The organism is Sphingobium sp. VMM (assembly GCF_056790315.1).
In genome coordinates this window covers 1-17,863 of sequence record NZ_JBXGSI010000035.1, presented here as the reverse complement: position 1 = coordinate 17,863, position 17,863 = coordinate 1, and the positions used below count along the sequence as shown (strand labels likewise).

At 55.4% G+C, this 17,863-nt stretch carries 16 protein-coding genes; 11 read left to right on the top strand and 5 right to left on the bottom strand.

Translation table 11 applies throughout. The features are described from left to right. The first annotated feature begins 193 nt into the window (after positions 1-193). Both ACUCV3_RS26235 and ACUCV3_RS26230 read left to right on the top strand, forming a co-directional pair. Entirely contained in the window at positions 194-2,473 is a 2,280-nt protein-coding gene (locus ACUCV3_RS26235; RefSeq protein ID WP_482241395.1) for a putative bifunctional diguanylate cyclase/phosphodiesterase, read from the top strand. A gap of 95 nt (positions 2,474-2,568) precedes the next feature. Beyond that, on the top strand, positions 2,569-3,651 hold the full coding sequence (locus ACUCV3_RS26230; RefSeq protein WP_017501924.1) for an IS5 family transposase: 1,083 nt from the start codon (positions 2,569-2,571) through the stop codon (positions 3,649-3,651). Between the two features lie 375 nt (positions 3,652-4,026). On the opposite strand, the gene ACUCV3_RS26225 is transcribed toward ACUCV3_RS26230, so the two are convergent. From ACUCV3_RS26225 to ACUCV3_RS26210, 4 genes are all read right to left on the bottom strand, one after another. Further along, positions 4,027-4,218, bottom strand: a complete 192-nt coding sequence (locus ACUCV3_RS26225; protein ID WP_482241394.1) for a hypothetical protein — start codon at positions 4,216-4,218, stop codon at positions 4,027-4,029. 1,063 nt (positions 4,219-5,281) lie between these two features. Continuing rightward, positions 5,282-5,647: a hypothetical protein gene (locus ACUCV3_RS26220; protein WP_313337357.1), complete on the bottom strand. Its 366-nt coding sequence runs from the start codon at positions 5,645-5,647 to the stop codon at positions 5,282-5,284. A gap of 157 nt (positions 5,648-5,804) precedes the next feature. Beyond that, positions 5,805-6,587 carry a transglutaminase-like domain-containing protein gene (locus ACUCV3_RS26215; protein WP_097383662.1) on the bottom strand — a complete coding sequence of 261 codons (783 nt, stop codon included), beginning with the start codon at positions 6,585-6,587 and terminating at the stop codon, positions 5,805-5,807. A gap of 202 nt (positions 6,588-6,789) precedes the next feature. Next, entirely contained in the window at positions 6,790-7,629 is an 840-nt protein-coding gene (locus tag ACUCV3_RS26210; RefSeq protein WP_072895760.1) for an SHOCT domain-containing protein, read from the bottom strand. 923 nt (positions 7,630-8,552) lie between these two features. Here ACUCV3_RS26210 and ACUCV3_RS26205 point away from each other — a divergent pair. The 3 genes from ACUCV3_RS26205 (at position 8,553) to ACUCV3_RS26195 (ending at position 10,749) form a co-directional block, all read left to right on the top strand. Beyond that, entirely contained in the window at positions 8,553-9,557 is a 1,005-nt protein-coding gene (locus ACUCV3_RS26205) for a serine hydrolase domain-containing protein (protein WP_206364615.1), read from the top strand. A gap of 278 nt (positions 9,558-9,835) precedes the next feature. Beyond that, positions 9,836-10,393 (top strand): hypothetical protein, encoded by a 558-nt coding sequence (locus tag ACUCV3_RS26200; protein WP_048938935.1) that lies wholly within the window; start codon positions 9,836-9,838, stop codon positions 10,391-10,393. Then, entirely contained in the window at positions 10,390-10,749 is a 360-nt protein-coding gene (locus ACUCV3_RS26195) for a hypothetical protein (RefSeq protein WP_048938934.1), read from the top strand. Before ACUCV3_RS26200 ends, ACUCV3_RS26195 begins: the two co-directional genes overlap by 4 nt. On the opposite strand, the gene ACUCV3_RS26190 is transcribed toward ACUCV3_RS26195, so the two are convergent. Next, positions 10,647-10,952 (bottom strand): SEC-C metal-binding domain-containing protein, encoded by a 306-nt coding sequence (locus ACUCV3_RS26190; protein ID WP_107917548.1) that lies wholly within the window; start codon positions 10,950-10,952, stop codon positions 10,647-10,649. The genes ACUCV3_RS26195 and ACUCV3_RS26190 overlap by 103 nt on opposite strands. Between ACUCV3_RS26190 and ACUCV3_RS26185 the strand changes: the two genes are divergently transcribed. From ACUCV3_RS26185 to ACUCV3_RS26160, 6 genes are all read left to right on the top strand, one after another. Then, on the top strand, positions 10,951-11,298 hold the full coding sequence (locus ACUCV3_RS26185; protein WP_048938933.1) for a hypothetical protein: 348 nt from the start codon (positions 10,951-10,953) through the stop codon (positions 11,296-11,298). The two genes, ACUCV3_RS26190 and ACUCV3_RS26185, sit on opposite strands and share 2 nt — an antisense overlap. 230 nt (positions 11,299-11,528) lie before the next feature. Next, the gene (locus ACUCV3_RS26180) at positions 11,529-13,508 is read left to right on the top strand and encodes a pilus assembly protein (protein ID WP_048938932.1); all 1,980 of its coding nucleotides are present in this window, start codon (positions 11,529-11,531) and stop codon (positions 13,506-13,508) included. Continuing rightward, positions 13,505-14,122 (top strand): TadE/TadG family type IV pilus assembly protein, encoded by a 618-nt coding sequence (locus tag ACUCV3_RS26175; RefSeq protein ID WP_048938931.1) that lies wholly within the window; start codon positions 13,505-13,507, stop codon positions 14,120-14,122. The genes ACUCV3_RS26180 and ACUCV3_RS26175 overlap by 4 nt, the downstream gene beginning before the upstream one ends. Beyond that, on the top strand, positions 14,119-14,769 hold the full coding sequence (locus ACUCV3_RS26170; protein ID WP_048938930.1) for a TadE/TadG family type IV pilus assembly protein: 651 nt from the start codon (positions 14,119-14,121) through the stop codon (positions 14,767-14,769). Before ACUCV3_RS26175 ends, ACUCV3_RS26170 begins: the two co-directional genes overlap by 4 nt. A gap of 15 nt (positions 14,770-14,784) precedes the next feature. Continuing rightward, a complete protein-coding gene (locus tag ACUCV3_RS26165) occupies positions 14,785-15,060 on the top strand; it encodes a hypothetical protein (RefSeq protein WP_048938929.1) in 276 nt (91 codons plus the stop codon). 87 nt (positions 15,061-15,147) lie between these two features. After that, complete coding sequence (locus ACUCV3_RS26160) at positions 15,148-17,223, top strand: putative bifunctional diguanylate cyclase/phosphodiesterase (protein ID WP_048938928.1); 2,076 nt, start codon at positions 15,148-15,150, stop codon at positions 17,221-17,223. Positions 17,224-17,863 lie beyond the last annotated feature (640 nt).

Below are 17,863 nucleotides of genomic sequence, written 5' to 3'. Positions count from 1 at the left end.
AAAAAACGCAAAACCTTCTTCGGGGGAATTAACTATTAAATCAAATTTTAACTAAGCGGTGAGGAAAATGGGGGCATGTCCAGTCCGAAAATTTAAACCCGGAACAATCTGACTTTTCCGCCGCTTTGATAGAGGAGCGAGGATTGAAACGACCTTTCAGCACCCTCGTAACTTTTAGAAGGCGCCACGCGGGATGCTGTCGACACTCATCAAATCATTTTCTAGATCGACTCCAAGTCTCGCTGGCGCTCAGTATCGAGCGTATTCGCGACAGATGCCGATGATGTATCCCATCCTGCTTTCGAGCACTTGGATCGTCGCGTACGTTCATACAGATATCGCGCCTTTGTGGCTGACCGTCGCAATTCCCTCACTTTTTACCGCTGCCTGCGTCCTTCGAATGCTTCATTGGTTGAAGGCATACGAGACGATACCATCACCTGAAGAAGCAGCCAAGGCATTCAGGGCGACAATGCTACTGGCGCCGATAATTGCTTCATCCTTTACCGTTTGGTCTTTCCTTCTTTTCTCATACGGTACGCCATACACCAAATCCTATCTGGCTTTTTATATGGCTAATACCGTAGTTGTGTGCATCTTCTGCTTGATGCATGTCCGTGAGGCAGCACTGATCGTGACCTTGATCGTCAACGGCGCATTTATTGGATTCTTCGCTTGGGCCGGGCAACCAACTTTTCTTGCCATGGCGCTTAATACTGCACTCGTCTCGATCGGCATGTTGGTCGTTTTATCGATAAACTATGACGATTTTGCAAGGAGGATAGCGGCCGAAGCCGATGCATCGGCAAAGCAAACAGAGCAAGCCCGATTGATGCGAATGATCGATGATATGCCAGTCGCGGTCATGACCGCTGACCCGATCGATTTCAAGATTACCTATCTAAACGACGCCTCTCGCAAACTTTTGAGGCGCATTGAGCATCTTCTTCCCATCGACGCTGAAGCCATGATTGGAGCCAGCATCGACATATTTCACCTAGTCCCTGACCGACAGCGCCGGCTCCTCTCGGATCCGACGCGCTTACCGCATCGCATCCGCATAAATCTCGGAAACGAAGTACTGGACCTCAACGCTTCGGCCATACACGCCGATGATGGCAATTATCTGGGGCCGATGCTGACTTGGGCGATCGTCACCAGCGAAGTGGAAGCAGAAAAAAAGATCCGCTATCTTGCCCATCATGACGCTCTCACCGGTCTGGCAAACAGGGTCACTCTCAACGACGCGCTGCTAAAGCTCACGTCGGATGCGCTAACCCCGGGGGCGTTGCTGCTGATTGACCTGGATGGTTTCAAAGTAATCAATGACACGCTCGGGCATAAATTTGGCGACGAACTCCTTGTCGCTGTTGCCAAGCGCCTTTCTGAACCCTGTGACCGCCACTCTGCCGTCATTGCTAGGCAGGGAGGCGACGAATTCGCGATCGTGCTGACCAATGTTTCGACTTCGCAATGCGATACAATTACAAGCGACATTCTAACGCGCCTTTCAGAGCCTTTCGTTCTCGAGCGGAAGCGCGTTGCGCAGATTGGCGCATCAATTGGTGTTGCGCTCTTCCCGAAGCATGCGACGTCGGCGGAAGAGGTGATGGTTCGCGCCGATATGGCGCTTTACGTCGCGAAGACTGCTGGAAAAGGGGGCGTGCGCTACTTCACCACGGAGATGCAGGACGAGTTTGTTGCAGCCAACCGCCTGGAGAATGAGCTGCGCATTGCTCTTTCGTCGGGAAAAGGATTGAGCATATTCTATCAGCCGATTATCGACTTGCGGCATCGTAAAGTCGTTTCCAGAGAGGCCTTGGCACGATGGTATCACGACGAGTTGGGCTGGGTGTCCCCCGCCACGTTCATTGTGGCCGCCGAGCGCAGCGACTTAATCCTCAAACTGGGCCACCACGTGCTCCATGAAGCGTGCCGTGAGGCCATGTCATGGGATGGAGGCGAGACGGTGGCGGTTAATATTTCCGCTTCGCAGATGGGGCGGTCGGAATTGCTATCAGTCGTCCGTTCGGCCCTTGATCAGTCTGGATTGCCCCCCGAAAGGCTCGAACTCGAAATCACCGAAACAGCGCTTTTGAGAAACGAGGCAGCATCCGTCGCAGAGCTGGAGCAGATCCGGGCACTTGGTGTTCGCATTTCCCTGGACGACTTTGGCACCGGCTATTCTTCACTGGCGCATCTTCGACTCTTTCCTTTTGACAAAATCAAGATAGACGGCAGTTTCGTGCGCGACGCGCTCGACCGCGCCGATTGCGCGTCGATCGTTGCGGCTGTGATCGACCTGGGGAATAGACTGGGCGTGGCTACGGTGGCGGAAGGGGTGGAAACCTTGGCGCACTTTAATTTGATGCAGGATTTGGGGTGCCATCAGGTCCAGGGATATCTCTTGGGGCGGCCTTCCGCTTCACCATATGACGACATTCTTAACCCTGATCTCGTAACGTCATCGTAAACAACACCCAGTTTACAAGCTGGACACCTCGAAAAACCGGTGGCGTCTGACGGCTTGAGGTGATTCACTGCCGGTACGCGACAGCGGAGGCAGAGATGGCAGTACAGCCGGGTTTCTTTGATCTTTCGGACCGATACGAGGCGCTGAGCGCGGCGGGCGATCCCTTGGAACGGTTGTCGGCCGTGGTGGACTTCGAGCTATTCCGGGGACCGCTGGTGGCCGCGCTGCGACGCGGCCCTCGTAACAAGGGCGGACGACCGCCGTTCGATCCAGTGCTGATGTTCAAGATCCTGGTTCTACAGGCGTTGTATTCGCTGTCCGACGAGGCGACCGAGTTCCAGATCAAGGACCGGCTATCGTTCCAGCGTTTCCTGGGCGTGGGGCTGGAAGGCACCGTGCCCGATGCCACCACGGTTTGGCTGTTCCGCGAACGGCTTGTGAAGGCCAAGGCGATCGACCGGCTATTCGCGCGCTTCGATGCCGCGCTCAAGGACCGGGGATATCTGGCCATGGGCGGTCAGATCATTGATGCCACCGTCGTGCCCGCGCCCAAGCAGCGCAACACCCAGGAGGAGAAAACGGCGATCAAGGAAGGCCGCATCCCCAAGGACTGGACGCCGGCCAGGGTTCGGCAGAAAGACCGCGATGCGCGCTGGTCGATCAAATATACCAAGGCCAAGGCCCAGGAAGGCGCCGATCCCAGGGCGACAAAACCGGTCGATCTGGCCATTCCGATGTTCGGCTATAAAAATCATATCGGCATCGATCGGACTCACGGCCTGATCCGCACCTGGGATGCGAGCGCCGCCAATGCCCATGATGGGGCGCGACTGCCCGATCTGATCAGCAAGGAGAACACCGCCTCGGGCGTTTGGGCCGATACCGCCTATCGATCGAAGAAGAACGAGGCATTCCTCGCGAGGGGCATGTTCACCAGCAATATCCACCAGAAGCGCTTGCCTAGGCGGCCGCTGCCTGAACGGATAGCCAGAGCCAATGCAAGGCGCTCAAAGGTACGCGCCGCCGTTGAGCATGTCTTTGCCGGACAGAAACACCGCATGGGCCTCGTCGTCCGTACCATCGGCATCGCTCGTGCCAGGATCAAGATCGGCATGGCCAACCTGGTCTATAACTTCCAGCGCCTTGCATGGCTCGAGGGCAGAACTGCGCCTGCATGACATGGAATTGGCGTCCCGAACTCGGCCGATACCGCGATCACGCCGCCAATGCAGCCGAAACGCCGCCTTTCATCAGCGCCGCGTGCCCCTTCCTACGCCATCAGACCAAAATCACCCGGTTATTCGAGGTGTCCAGCTTTTATAAATCGGGGGACAGTGTGCCTTAAACGGGTGCCCCGGAGAATGAACTCTACACGGTCGTTGAATTGCAGCACACTGCTTTCAATGCGCCGATAGCGCCCCTATCGGCGATCAACGAGAGCTGGTAGCTTTGAGGCGGTCGCTGAAGCTGGGTGGCTGGCTGGCTGAGCGCAGCCCCAGCCACGGTTAACTAATGAACTTTCGAACGCTCGCTATAAAACGGTGGCGAGATCTTTAATAAATCAAAGGTGAACCCTTAATTTGACGATCGCGGCAATCAGCCATGCGCTGGGCTATTTCAGCCTCCTTGCGCCAGCTGAGCGCTGCTGCCAGCGCGACCGCCCGGACATTTGGAAGGTCGGTCGCATCTGCTCTATCTTGATTTAGTTGAGCCTGATCCCAGCAAAAATTGACGTCTTGAATCATGGGAGCTCCTTTAGTGCGCCAGGAAAACCACTCTGCGGTCTTTTCGTTCCAGAAGACTTAAACATTCATTCATCCTAACGCAGTCAATTTGGACGTAGCGAAGAATTCTTATTAGGGACTGCAGGAGCTGATGGCTTGCTACTGCTTCCGTTAGTGTCAGGCATTGGGCACATCCGCGGCATAAGTCGCGCAATGATTTGCGGGGCGTTCCGCGCGGTGTCTCAGATCCAAAGGGCTGGCGCTCAGCATTCTCAACTATCATGTTTAGCGGGCGGGGAGCCAAAGGCAGGTTCGTTACTGGCTGCTCGTCGACATGATCCTGGCGCGTAGTCCTACGACATGTCGGGTGCGGAATGTACCGATGACCGCGCCCGCTTCATGGAGCCGAGACGCGAGGCCGGGCAGAGGTGGGGCGGGGGGCGTCACCTGTGAGGACTGAGCTTTACTTCCTCCAGCTCGGCACGCTGATCGCCCACCGCGAGGCCGCCATTGCGCCTTCCGACGCTGAGGGAGTCTCTTACCTTTATGGGTGAAATCAAACAGCTATATGACGTGAAACTGCGCCGCATGATATTGCCTATGCTGCTTAGTGCCCTACGGTCAGATTGTTGGTGTCAACGATGAGGTCGTGTAACGCGGCTAATTCGTCGTCGGAAATCGCAGCGCGAGCGCTCCGAGGGTCGCGCGCAGATAAACCTTTCTATAGCGTCCCGACGGCTGACCCGCGAGCTATTTGGCACCTACGCAGGTTGTAGGGGGGGGGGGGGCGGGGTACGCTGGCAGAACCTCAACGTGTATAGGACACTGGCCGACTTCCTTCCATGACGCCTATATTGTTGCGCCTTGCCAGAAGATTGCAGTGAAGGGGCGGGGAAGCGACACTAGGCCGTGCGCGTGCTGGATCACCGAAGTCGTGACCGAGAAGTCGTTGACGCGTAATCCGAACCTGATCGCGTCCTATCCAATGACGGATCCGGTAAATAGAGCGAAACTCTACGTCCGGATTCGCTGGCGCAAAAAGTCGAAGCGTTCGACGCATGATCGTTTAACAAAAATATGGCAATTAAGAGGAGGATTTTAGGCTTTCTGCCTGCTGATTCAATTTCTTAGCTTTGGCTTTGGCTGCGTCGCGAATGGATTCCGCCTGTTGTTCCAGTTTGTCAGCTTCCGCATCCGCCTGCGCTTCAATGGCGCGTCCCTGGTCTTCTAGCGCATCAGCTCGGGAATCGAGGGCTTTCGCTGCGGCCCGATCTACACGATCTGCTGCTCGACCAGCACGCTCGGCAGGGCCATCTCCCTGATAAGGGACGCCAGAAGCATTGGCTGCGGCCTCATCCTTTGCTGCCCCCGCCTTTTCCTTTGGTCCGTCGCAAGCGGCAATCGTGCAGAAGAACGCTGCGGCTGTCATGAGCATTGTCGTCGTTCTCATGCTGCACAAACCCTTGGGAGAAACGCTCGTTCCTCAGTGTAGGAGACATTTTGTGGGATTCACGACTGCCGTTTTACGGATCCAGAAGACTGGCCCCTTAGCGCTTCATGGGCATTCTGCTTACCTAGCGAATCTGTTGGCTGGAGCCCGCTGAGACTCAATCAAGATTGGGCTCGACCGACACCGATTGTGCAATCAGCCGCGCATTGCCGAATGTGGTAAGGAACGCAATATCCGCTGCATCCCTGCCAACCCCAATTTTTACCATCGCGGCTTCCTTCGCCATTCCCGTCGGATCCACGAGGTGCCACTCACCGCCTAGGAATATCTCTGCCACCGCATGGAAGTCCGGAGGATTTACGCCCAACGCGTAGACGCTTGCGATTCTGGCAGGGACGCCTGCCGCACGCGCCAGGCAGATCATAAGGTGGGCGTAGTCGCGACAAATTCCCTGCCGCGAGATGAATGTGTCGCCCGCTGTTGTCATGACGTTGCTCGAACCTGGCACATAGCTCAGATGGCCGTGTACCCAATCCCGCATCGCCATTATGAGCTCGCCGCCTTCAATCTTGCCGAATTCGGCATCTACGAACGTTTGAAACCGATCGGACTCGCAATAGCGCGACGACAGAAGGTAGGGCACGGTCTCGCCTGGGAGCTGATGCGGTGGCACTTTGGGAAGCGTTCTGCAATCAGCTAGCAGGCGATTGACGGTCACGGATGCCCGATAGTCGACGACCATCTTGCCCGAAAGGCGCAGCCAGATGCGCTCACCTATGCAGTCCTGAGCAGGTACACGCGCGACGTGCTCGGCATTAGGCAGAATTAAGTCTGACCACTCTACGGTCTGCTCGGGTATGGCAGCTGCTTCGAGTTGCAGAAGTATGTCGGTGGGTTCGTCCAGTTCATAGTCGAGATGGGCATGGATATTCATTTTCATGATGGATGCACCTTTGAAGACGAAATGGCAGACTAGATTGCGATCGGGGATTCGATCCAACGTACGGATCTCGTAGTGTCGGCGCGATTTAGATAAATAGCGGAAAGTATATATGAAGCTGGCTATAAAATTGCCGGTTCGATGCCTTCATTGCAGTATCGTTAGATACGTGCTATTCAAGATAGCTAGGGTGTTGGCGATCCTACAGTCGGTCAAGCAGTTCGGCTTTCCTGACAGCATATTCCTCGGCTGTGATAATCTTTTTTTCGTAAAGGTCAGACAGACCTTCTATTTTGGCGAAGATAGCTGCGTGATCATCTTCTATCCGAGCTCGGGACGGTCGATCCTGCGCCGGAACTGCGGTGGAGACCTCACTGCCCGGTTCCTCCCGAACGACGTCACTCTCCTTCGAAACCGGTTCCGGCGGGCTTTGCTGGGGGTCAATATGGTGGACCCGCTGGAGGCTAGACAATGGTACCGGACCATGTTGGCTCGTCAGGGTCAGGCTCTGACCGCTTCCCTGCTGCTGGGCGAGTCCGGAAATCACATGGGTTTGCGTGTCGTAAATGGTCATATGACCGTCCGTGACAATTGCTAACCGCCGGCTTGCCGGAAAAACGGCATAGTGCATCTGGTTCTGCGATCCGGTGGTGGATGGCGTGCCGAGGTCTTCGGGCCAACGAGAAGACGTGCTGGAATTGGTAGAAAGGGAGGGTGGTCTAGCAGGCTCTATCAACATAGGTTCCTGGATGGCAGCACGGGCCAAGTCATCGGCGAGAGCGCTGATTTTCGCCTTTAAGCTATTGTTGAACATGTCGCCGATCATGAGCATGCCCCCTGTCAACCATTGGCCCATGCCTCCAAGATCTGGATGATTGAACTGTGCCTGGTGGCCATTGCCCTCAATGATCGCCAAAAGCAGAGCGGATGTCGCATCAACGCTTACGCCGTGTTTTGCAGCAGCCTCAGCTACCAAACGCTCGCCTGCTTCTGTCAGCCGGCGAGGCAATGGAGCACCTTTTTGTTGAGTCTGGGAATCCATGCGGCTTGGACGAATGATATGCTCATCGGTTCCTTTTTGGCGTCGACGCCCGCAACGAAGCGCAGTGCGCGATGACGCGGCTTGGCCGCAACATCTGGAAGAAATGGAGCGAATATGACCAACGCAGCCTGGTCTAGACCAAACTGTACGGCTTCGAGTTGCTCAGGCAGCGCGTTTCTGCGCGCACCTTCAAGCGTCAAGTTACTTAGCTCGAGGCGCGCTGCGATCCTCAATCGCTTCTTCGAGATAGGACGCCAAATACCGCTAGGCTCGCATAATAATTATAAGTATTCTGGGGTCCGCATCCATCGATAACTATGCAACAAAGCCTCTCTCATGCAGACAAATCTGGAAGTATGGACATCCAAGTTTTTTCTGGCAGACCACGATGGCAGTTATAGCTTTCGCCAGAATAGAAATCAGCCGCTCTCCCACGGGCCAATGGCGCCCATTCCAAAAATCGGTGATCGAATGTCGATCTGTTCCAATACACACTGCTGGGCAACATCGGGATGCCAGGCGGTCATAGGCGCACCAGCGTCTTCGGGCAATCTTAGCTGGCGCCCCATCTAGGTTCGATTATGAACGCCGGCTCGAAACCGCAGCGGACAAGGACTTGATGGCTCGCAGGCGTGCCATGGCGAGCAGGCGGCGCGCTATAGACCGTCAAATACGGCTTGCATAATTGCCGTTCAAGACATACGACTACATCTGTAGTCGGAGGAATAAATATGCGGTTTCGGAAATCGATTGGAGCGATACTGGCCTTGCCGCTTGTCGCGGCTGCACCATCTCCTGGACCCGCGGAATCGCCCCATAAGCTTGCTCCTTTGACTGTTGCGGTTCGCCCTTCGCGGTTGCCTCAGTCGGCAGTCCCAGTTCAGCGCTTTCTCCTCACCGCGAATGCCGAGGCGCGGGCGTTCATGCGCGAGCAAATGGCTACGAAGCATATTCCAGGAGCGCAAATTGCGGTAGTACAGCACGGGCACATAATACTCTTGGAAGCTTTTGGAATTGCGAACCTTGAGCATGGGGTGGCAGTTACAGAGGATACGGTGTTTCCGATCAATTCGGCAACGAAATCCTTCACGGGCGTCGCGGCGATGCAGTTGGTCGAAGCGGGAAAGCTAGACCTTGATGCGCCAATTTCGCGCTATCTCGAAGATCTACCCGCCACATGGCAAAACATACGTGTTCGTCAGCTTCTCGCCCACACCTCGGGCCTGCCTGATATCATTGGACGCACCGGACTAATTGGCGATGGCACCGAGGAAGGCGCTTGGACCACGGTCAAGGCTTTGCCAATTGAATCTGCGCCCGGTACGCGTTTCGAATACAACCAGACCAACTACGCACTGCTAGCGCGGATCATCGACACGCTGAGCGGCATGTCGTTCGCTGAGTATTTCTCTGCGCATCAGTTCAAGCCGGCCGGCATGATGCATGTTCACTTCGGCGATGGCTTCGACATCGTTCCGGACGCTGCGACGCCCTACAGCTTCTATGGATCGGGTCATGGAGGTGCCGCAACGAAAGAGCTTGGCCGTTGGCGGGACGATCTGCCGCACTTTACGCGAACCGGTGCCGGACTTAACGCCTCCGCACGCGAGATTGCGCGCTGGGTCATCGCTCTTCAAACAGGCAAGCTTTTGGCGAAGCCTGAGAGTTTGAAGCGCCTTTGGACGGCAGACACGCTCAACAACGGAGATCGCAACGAGTGGGCGATGGGCTGGCCAATCGTCCGCGCCGCGCCGCATCCGATAGTCGGTGGAATTGGCGGAGGCCGGGCGGCCTTCTTCATCTACCCGGAGGATGATCTCGCAATTATAGTGCTGACCAACCTTGTCGGTAGCGATCCGCAACAGTTCATCGACAAGATCGCAGCTTTCTACGTTCCTGCGATTGCGGCCGCTCCAGCATACGATTGAGAAGATTTAAGATGTTTGGGTGTTAGAAGCGGCCTTTTTCGGGTCGCGCTACAATGACTGTCGACGCGGCATACGCTGCCGGCAACCATCGACCCATATCAGTCGCTCAGCATCCAATTTCACGCTCCCAGGTGCGGACCGGCAGCTTTCCCATTCTAGATGCCGAGACTGACCGAAACCTGCCGCTTGTTTAATTCCAATCGACTTAGTGTTTGCGCTTACGACACGGGGTACACTGGCTTATGGTCGGGCAAGCTCTACTGAATTGGTGCAATCCGATGACTGACCCGCCTTTGCCGACCGGCTATCGATTGTTCGAAGCGTTTTGGAAGCTTCTCCGCGGGAATCCCAAGCTTCGTTTCGCATCACTGTTAGTTCGCAGCGGCACGACTCTCGCAGCGGGTCCACCGCTCGTGCTGGCCTTGGCGACGCTGTTTACGGATGTGGCATTTCCTCGGCCGCCAGAAGCAATAGCGACTGCGCTAGCCATCGCCGCCCCCTTGTTGGGCGTAGTTCTGATCGGGCTCGGCATTTGGCTATTCGTGAAGCAAGACGACCCGCCGATCTTGGAGGACCATTTCGGTATCTGGATTGCCGACGGACAGACGTTCGAGATGGCCATGCGGACCGTGTTGGCCCATGAAAAGAAAGTGGTATCCTTCCCGGACTTCTCGCCTGAAGAATTAGCGCGGTTGGTGCGCAAGCAAGAACTTGAGGCACGCAGCAGCCTGATTGCTGCCGGCGCGCTTGGGGGACTCGTCGTCGGGCAGGTTCCGTTTCCGGACTATCATGTGATTGAGCACGAGACGACGATCGAAATCAGGAGGGCGCCGTGACCGTCGAAAAGAATTTCCCGAAGCCACCCGGTGGAAAGCTCGTATGTGAGGACGGTCAGTCCGCCGTCATCCGTATCAAGGGCGGAGAGATTACTGCATCCTGTCACAGCCCCGACCCGGGGGTGACCCTCTGGCGAAACGGACAGCTCACGCTCGAGGCCAAGAACTGGCTGCTTGGCGTCGTCAAGGATGAGTGGCGATCATTAAGCGCGCCTTTATCGTTCGACGATCAAGAGATCCTAGAGAGCCGCGTCTACGAGTTTCGTGGCCGTGATGGTCTAAATGTGCGGGTCGAGTTCAGTCCGCCCGAGGTTTCTAAGGGCCGGGGCGGCGGCGGAATGACTTTGGCGGGGTAGCGCCCCAAACCCCGGCATTCGACGTAACAACGTAAGCCTCGACGGAACCTGGCCTTGACGGTAATCGCTGAGTCGACGCAGCAGCGCTTGTACTTCCGGCCTGATCCGCATGGGGCCCTTCCTCCGTTGTCGACCCTTTGAAGACTTTCAGCTGCCAATTTCCGATGCCCAAGTGCGGTCCGTCCGCTAGGCGAGAATCGCATGGCCTGCGGGCGTCAGTTCAAGAGCACGTGGGCGGCGTGTCACGAGCTGGCCCGTCTGCGCTTCGGCATCGAGGTTGTACCGTTCGATGGCACGGTTCGACCCCTAGAGCCGCAGATGGCGGGCGACGCTGCGCTGTGGCGGGAGATCGCGATCCGCGAGGGACTAGCGGAGCCGGATCTCATCCGGCTTGCATCACCTTGGCATACCGATGCTGATCTGGGGCAGCCGGCCGAGGTCGTCGCAGAGGAACAAGGCCGGCGGCTTGGTTTCGCCGGATACCAACCCACCGCCGATGCGCTTTTCGCCCTGTTCAAGCGACTAGGCGTTGATAGACTGATTCCGTGACGGGCTGAGAGATCAGGCCAAAGTTTTCGGCGGCGGCGCCTCTTATGATACGCGCAGAGCCAGAATTCGGCTCCTCAGATACACACCAAATGCCATCTAATATGGCAAAATTTACGCGAGAAAATTACGCAAAATTGGCATTTATTGATCTATGTTACGGTAATGTCGAGATTACTTAACTTGCTATAAACCTCGATACGCCATGACCACACACTCTGAAGGGATGGGTCATGGGTTTTCTGGGGCGCTTGCGCGAAAATGAAGCTGGCAATGTGCTTGTCATGGTTGCAGCCGGATTTCTGCCACTTCTGGGCTTTATCGGTGGCGGCGTCGATATGGCGAGAATCTATCTGGTGAAGACCCGCCTGCAGCATGCTTGCGACGCAGGCGCGCTCGCTGGTCGCAAACAGATGGCAGGCGGAGCATGGGCGGCAAATAATGAAAAAGCCCGGACCACCGCTGAGGGCATTTTCAACATTAATTATGTGCCCGGCTCTTACGGCTCAAGCGAGCTGAACAAGCGTTTTTCTGAAAGTCAGGGGAAAGTATCCGGTTCGGCGTCCGTCATCATTCCCATGACGGTCATGGTTATTTTCGGTTACGGGACCAAGACGATTTCGGTCAATTGCGACGCCGAAATGCGCATCCCCAACACCGATGTCATGTTCGTCCTCGATACCACGGGTTCGATGGCTTCGGTCAATCCTGGCGATGGTGATACGAAGATCAATGGCCTTAAGCAGGCTGTAAAATGCTTCTATGAGGCTCTCGCAAAAATTGACACATCCGCCCAGTGCGGCAGCAACCCGACTGGCTATCGCAACAATGACGTACAGTTACGCTTCGGCTTCGTCCCATATTCTTCGAATGTAAATGTCGGGCGATTGCTACGCAACGACTGGATGGTCGACACCGCACTCTACCAATCACGCAAGGCTAAGACGACAGGCAATACCGACGTTGACGGATTCAAGGAGGGCACGGCGGAGGTCACGTCCACAGAACAAGTCCCCTACAGCATGAATTGGAGCGCGTGGGAAAATCACGGCACGGCTGGTGGCACGAGTTGCAACGGCCGGATCCCTGCCAATTCAATCGAAATGACGGGGCCCGAGAGTGCTCCCTATGCCCAGAGTACGACTGGTAGCGGTGCCAACCGGGTGGTGAGTTGGTCAACCAACCAGGATGGTCGCTACTACAATTATCAGGGTGTGATGGTGGGCGGAAAATGCCAGATACAACGGCGTTATATCAGCGGCTATTTGAAGCGGAACTATCAGCGGACCGATACGACCGGCTTCAAGGAATATGAATATGGTCAACTCAGCTTCGATGTTTCGGGGCTGAAGGCTGGGGCGGACGGTTGGAAGGCCAGCATTGTTGCTCCGGTCGGCCCCTATGGGCAGGCAGCTACCGTGGCTTGGGATGGCTGCGTCGAAGAGCGCCAGACCTATCAGAACACCGACGATAGCCCGGCAGGCGAATTCGCACCAATCCCATCGAATGCGTTCGACATGAACATCGACATGATACCTGATGGATCCGATGCCACAAAATGGAGGCCACTTCTGCCCGATCTGGTCTGGGGGCGCTACGACAGCAACGGCAACTGGACCGTTTCGAAGGTCAAGACCAGCTCAGATCTCAGTCGCAACTATACATATGCGTGCCCGACAGCTGCCTCCAAACTCAAGAGCTATCCATCGGCGAGCAGCTTTGAGTCTTATGTCAATACCCTCTACCCCAACGGCAACACCTATCATGACATAGGTTTGCTGTGGGGCGCGCGACTTATGTCGCCCACAGGAATCTTCGGACCGGAGAATGCCTTCACGCCCACGGGGGGCGAAATCGAACGGCATCTGGTTTTCATGACCGACGGCGACACGGTCACGAGCAACCAAGGCTATACGGCTCATGGCATTGCTTGGTGGGACAGGCGCCAGACCCGCAGCAATGCTGGGCCAGGCGCATCTCTCCTGACAGCTGTCGTGAATGAGCGCACGAAGGCTCTGTGTTCCGCAATCAAGTCCAAGAACATCACCTTGTGGGTGGTCTCATTTGGTAATGGCGTCAGCACGAACGCCCAGGCGCTGCTGCAGTCCTGTGCTTCGCCCAATCGCTATTATGTGGCAGCCAATAGCGCCACGCTGATCTCAAATTTTCAGCAGATCGCCGATGAAATCTCACAGCTGCGACTGACAAAATGAGTCGGCAACAAACTTCAAGATGCAGGATCCTGGCGGATCAATCCGGCGCCACAATTGTCGAGTTTGGCTTGGTATCGACGGTCTTTGTTACCACGCTCCTAGGCTTTTTGGACCTCGGACACAGCCTCTACATGCAGTCTGTTCTGCAAGGCGCAGTGCAGAAAAGTGCTAGAGACGCGACGCTGGAAAGTGGCAAGTCGGAAGCACGGCAGTCTCAACTTGATGCAACGGTACGCGAACGCGTCGAGCATTTGGCCGCGAACTCATCGGTTACTTTCTCGCGGCGATATTTCCGAGATTTCACAAAAGCGGCCCAAGCCACTGCAGAGCCCTTCCAGGACATCAACAACAATGGTCGCTGCGATGATGATGAACCGTTTCAGGACAATAATCACAATACGATATGGGACCGCGATGGCGGTGACAATGGACAAGGCGGCGCCAAGGACAATGTCGTATATACTGTCCAAATCACGTATTCACGCCTGTTCCCCATGGCGCGGCTCATAGGCATGTCCGAGATGGCAACCGTCGAAGCGCGGACGGTCCTGGGAAATCAGCCATTTGGTGAGCAGGGCAGCTATGGCTCGCCAACAGTCGGGCACTGCCCATGAAGCTACTGTCGCTGGTCATCAAGCTGCTAGAAAATAGTCGGGCAGTGGCAGCCGTGGAATTCGGTCTGGCTCTGCCGTTGATGTCGACGATAGCGCTGTCGGGAGCCGAACTGACCAACTTCGTGACGACCAAGATGCGCATCAGTCAATTGGCGCTTCATGTCGCGGACAATGCCGCGCGCATGGGTACTGGCACGGTTTTGGCCAACAAGCAGATCACGGAGGCGCAGATCAATGACCTGCTAACCGGTGCTGGGCTACAAAGTGGGCGGCTTGATCTCTTTGGCCATGGCCGCGTCATACTCAGCAGCATTGAGCCAATTGAGAATCCTAATCCTACCAATCGCTATCGAATAAGATGGCAGCGGTGCCGTGGGGCAAAGACCTGGCCCTCGTCGCAGGGCCGTGCAGGGGACAGCAACCTCTCTGGCGTAACGGTGGGAGGGCAAACCGCTACCGCGCCCGACGATGGCGCCCTCATGTTTGTCGAGATCGCCTATGACTATCAGCCTCTCATTGCGCGCCTGTTCGTGCCGCTAAGTCAAATCACTGCGACAGCCGCTATGACCGTCCGCGACCAGCGGGATTATGGGGGGGGGACCAACGGCATCTACAACAACGAAAATATGGTGCCGTCCACATGCTGAAGGAGCAGTCGGAAAATGGATAAGCTCATCTACCTGGCACTCGGCATTGGCGCCATCATAGTGGCAGCAAGTGACCAGGATGGCGAGAGCCAGCCGGGCAAGTCTTCGCCAACCATTGCCCCGGCAGCGGCAATGCACGAGCAGAGCCGAATGATTTTGCCTGCCAAGCCGAGTGGCAATGCGGTGCCTTCAGTGGCGAATGAGGAATATCTCGAGCCCGTAAACCCCATACCGGAAGCGGCAGACCTGGGAGGCAGAGTAATCCAGGACAGGTTTCAGTCGGACGGCTAGGCCACGTGCCTTCCCTTCCACACATATGATTTCAACTGCGCAGCAAACTGGTCACAGAATATGGTTTTGCGTTCACCTCGTCCTCTCATGGCCACGCAAGCAGCTTTGACCGATGGGCAAGCCTCGCGCCTGCTTGAAAAATATGAAGAAAGCGGCGCGGGTTGGTTCTGGGAAACCGGCATTGATGGCTCACTGAATTATCTTAGCTCGAAAGTCTCGCGCGCCATGGCGGGAAGTGGCATTTCGCCCAAGAGCCTAACCGACCTCGTCGATAATGAAGCCAGCTTGGCAGAAGAGGCGTCCGAGCGGAGTCTGAGTTTCTACCTTACGTCGCGCTTGCCCTTTGAAGGATTGGTGCTCAAGTCCAAAGGCCAGCATGATGTATGGTGGTCAATCACCGGCGAACCAAGTCATGATGAAGTTGGACGATTTCGCGGTTTCGTAGGTTTCGCGCTGGATCTGACAGATCAGAAAAATTCAGAGATCAAACTGCTGCAGCTGGCGCGTTTTGATTCCCTAACCAATCTCGCCAACAGAGATACGATGCGGCAGGCGCTTGAAAATAGCATCATGTCGTCGGTGCATCGTAAGCATCGTTGCTCCACGATGATCTTGGACCTTGATCGCTTCAAATTCGTCAACGACACGTTTGGCCATCTTGTAGGCGATCAACTCCTGAAAAGCGTATCGGAGCGACTGGTCAAGATTATCGCCGGCAGGGGGCAGGTCGGGCGCCTTGGTGGCGACGAATTCCAAATAGTGTTCGCCGACATTTGTGAACAGGACAGGTTATCGTCGATCGCCATCGATATAATCCACAGTCTATCCCAGCCATACCTCATACAATCGCATCTGGTCACAATTGGCACGTCGATAGGGATTGCTATTTCGGATTACGATCAGCGATCAGCGATCGATATGGTGCGAGATGCCGATTTGGCTCTCTATTCAGCTAAAGCTGCCGGCAGGGGCGCCTATCGCTTCTTCGCGACGGAGATGCATGAGCAAGCGCTTTTAAGGCAGCAGATCGAAGAAGATATGCGCCGGGCAATAGAGCGAGGTGAGTTCCATCTTGTCTACCAACCCGTAGTGCACACTGTAACGGGCCATCTTGTTGGATTTGAGGCCCTGGTTCGCTGGACGCATCCAACACAAGGCATCATCTCTCCCGGAATCTTCATCCCAATTGCAGAGGAATCCGGAATTATCACCGAACTTGGTGAATGGGTTCTACGAAATGCTTGCCTGGAGGCATCGAAATGGCCTGAGAACATTTCAGTCGCTGTGAACATTTCACCAGTCCAGTTCTCAAGTCAGTCCCTTCCCTCTTTAGCTGCCAGTGCCATTGCGTATGCAGGAATATCAGCAAATAGGCTCGAGCTGGAAATCACAGAGGGAGCATTGCTCAATGATACGGCAAAGACGAGATCTGCTATTACGTCTCTCAAAATGCTGGGCGTTAAAATTTCTCTCGATGATTTTGGAACCGGATTTTCGAGCTTAGGATATCTAAAAAGCATTCCATTCGACAAAATTAAAATTGATCAATCCTTCGTAAAAGGAGCCACTGTACCTGGAAACAATAATGTCCATATCATCAAGGCTATAGTTGGCCTTGCAGGTGATCTTGGCATGGTCACGACTGCAGAAGGCGTAGAGACGGAAGATCAGCTTGCGCTCATTCGTGAGTTGGGCTGCACGCTCATTCAGGGATATATTTATGGACGGCCGATGGACGCGGCGGCCGCCTTGGAAAGAACAAAAAGCGAAACGGCAATTGCTGACGGATACATGGTTGACCGCGCGGAACGGCGAAGGATCATTCGGGCGGGACGTATCATTACCGATTCTGCAAATGAAGCCGTAAGGATGCGAAACCTCTCCCGCACGGGCGCGATGGTCGAAACGGATCTCAAATTGCAGGTCGATGACCATGTCTGGCTTGAAATAGGCATGCCCGCACCTCTTGAAGCGGTGGTGCGTTGGACGGAAAATGGCAGAGCAGGCGTAAAATTCATGCAGGCCATCAATCTGGATGAAGTCCTGCAGACAAAGTCCAAGAGTGAGTTCAGCACGTTTGTGCCGCAATATCTCTCGCAGCAGAGTGTAGCTCAATATGCCGACAAGGAAAGGCTAACCCCCAAGGCATTGCTACGTAGATAGCTATTACTGATAGAGAGGTTAAATCTGCACGCATTTCCGCAAGATTGCCTGCGAGTGAGTAGCCCCTAGTTTTCTAGACCCTTGCGTTTTGAAATTTGCTGCCGTTCGAACTGGGCGGTGACAGCACCCCGTTCCTGACCTGCTTGCGCACCGGGTTCACCACCATTCTATAGTGCACTGACGCCTCTTTCGAAATCGGCAGAAAAATTCCGGTTTGAACTGGGTGGAGGTGCGTGAATAAGTGGCTGCTGTCAGGCATTCATTTGGTGGCATGACCGTCTGGAAATTTGGTGAAGCGGATCTCAGAGCGCGTCGTCGGGAATGTCCGCAATCGTCGGACAACCTCCCGAAGCCGACCGTCGCAAATGTCCCATCCCTTGCCGTTAGCAGCCCCACTGAAACCCGTCCCAAACTGATAAAAGTAATCCGGCCGGAAAAAAATCTCCCGGCAGGACCATAGTTCAGGGAGGTGCCGCTCCGTGGGGGAGGGGAGCGACAGGCTTGATGTGATGCGCATCGATGACCTCATAATGACGACGTGTTTTGCCGCTTGTCGGCATCCTCGACCGTCCAGAACATCGGATTGCGCATCCAGTCGTTGATGGCGGACTCGCGCCATCCCATGCAGCGCGTGGCGATG

Excerpts from the sequence above, each read along its gene's own strand:
- ACUCV3_RS26235 (WP_482241395.1), top strand. The coding sequence starts at position 194 with ATGCTGTCGACACTCATCAAATCATTTTCTAGATCGACTCCAAGTCTC.
- ACUCV3_RS26230 (WP_017501924.1), top strand. The coding sequence starts at position 2,569 with ATGGCAGTACAGCCGGGTTTCTTTGATCTTTCGGACCGATACGAGGCG.
- ACUCV3_RS26225 (WP_482241394.1), bottom strand. The coding sequence starts at position 4,218 with ATGATTCAAGACGTCAATTTTTGCTGGGATCAGGCTCAACTAAATCAA.
- ACUCV3_RS26220 (WP_313337357.1), bottom strand. The coding sequence starts at position 5,647 with ATGAGAACGACGACAATGCTCATGACAGCCGCAGCGTTCTTCTGCACG.
- ACUCV3_RS26215 (WP_097383662.1), bottom strand. The coding sequence starts at position 6,587 with ATGAAAATGAATATCCATGCCCATCTCGACTATGAACTGGACGAACCC.
- ACUCV3_RS26210 (WP_072895760.1), bottom strand. The coding sequence starts at position 7,629 with ATGGATTCCCAGACTCAACAAAAAGGTGCTCCATTGCCTCGCCGGCTG.
- ACUCV3_RS26205 (WP_206364615.1), top strand. The coding sequence starts at position 8,553 with ATGCGCGAGCAAATGGCTACGAAGCATATTCCAGGAGCGCAAATTGCG.
- ACUCV3_RS26200 (WP_048938935.1), top strand. The coding sequence starts at position 9,836 with ATGACTGACCCGCCTTTGCCGACCGGCTATCGATTGTTCGAAGCGTTT.
- ACUCV3_RS26185 (WP_048938933.1), top strand. The coding sequence starts at position 10,951 with ATGGCCTGCGGGCGTCAGTTCAAGAGCACGTGGGCGGCGTGTCACGAG.
- ACUCV3_RS26190 (WP_107917548.1), bottom strand. The coding sequence starts at position 10,952 with ATGCGATTCTCGCCTAGCGGACGGACCGCACTTGGGCATCGGAAATTG.
- ACUCV3_RS26180 (WP_048938932.1), top strand. The coding sequence starts at position 11,529 with ATGGGTTTTCTGGGGCGCTTGCGCGAAAATGAAGCTGGCAATGTGCTT.
- ACUCV3_RS26175 (WP_048938931.1), top strand. The coding sequence starts at position 13,505 with ATGAGTCGGCAACAAACTTCAAGATGCAGGATCCTGGCGGATCAATCC.
- ACUCV3_RS26170 (WP_048938930.1), top strand. The coding sequence starts at position 14,119 with ATGAAGCTACTGTCGCTGGTCATCAAGCTGCTAGAAAATAGTCGGGCA.
- ACUCV3_RS26165 (WP_048938929.1), top strand. The coding sequence starts at position 14,785 with ATGGATAAGCTCATCTACCTGGCACTCGGCATTGGCGCCATCATAGTG.
- ACUCV3_RS26160 (WP_048938928.1), top strand. The coding sequence starts at position 15,148 with ATGGCCACGCAAGCAGCTTTGACCGATGGGCAAGCCTCGCGCCTGCTT.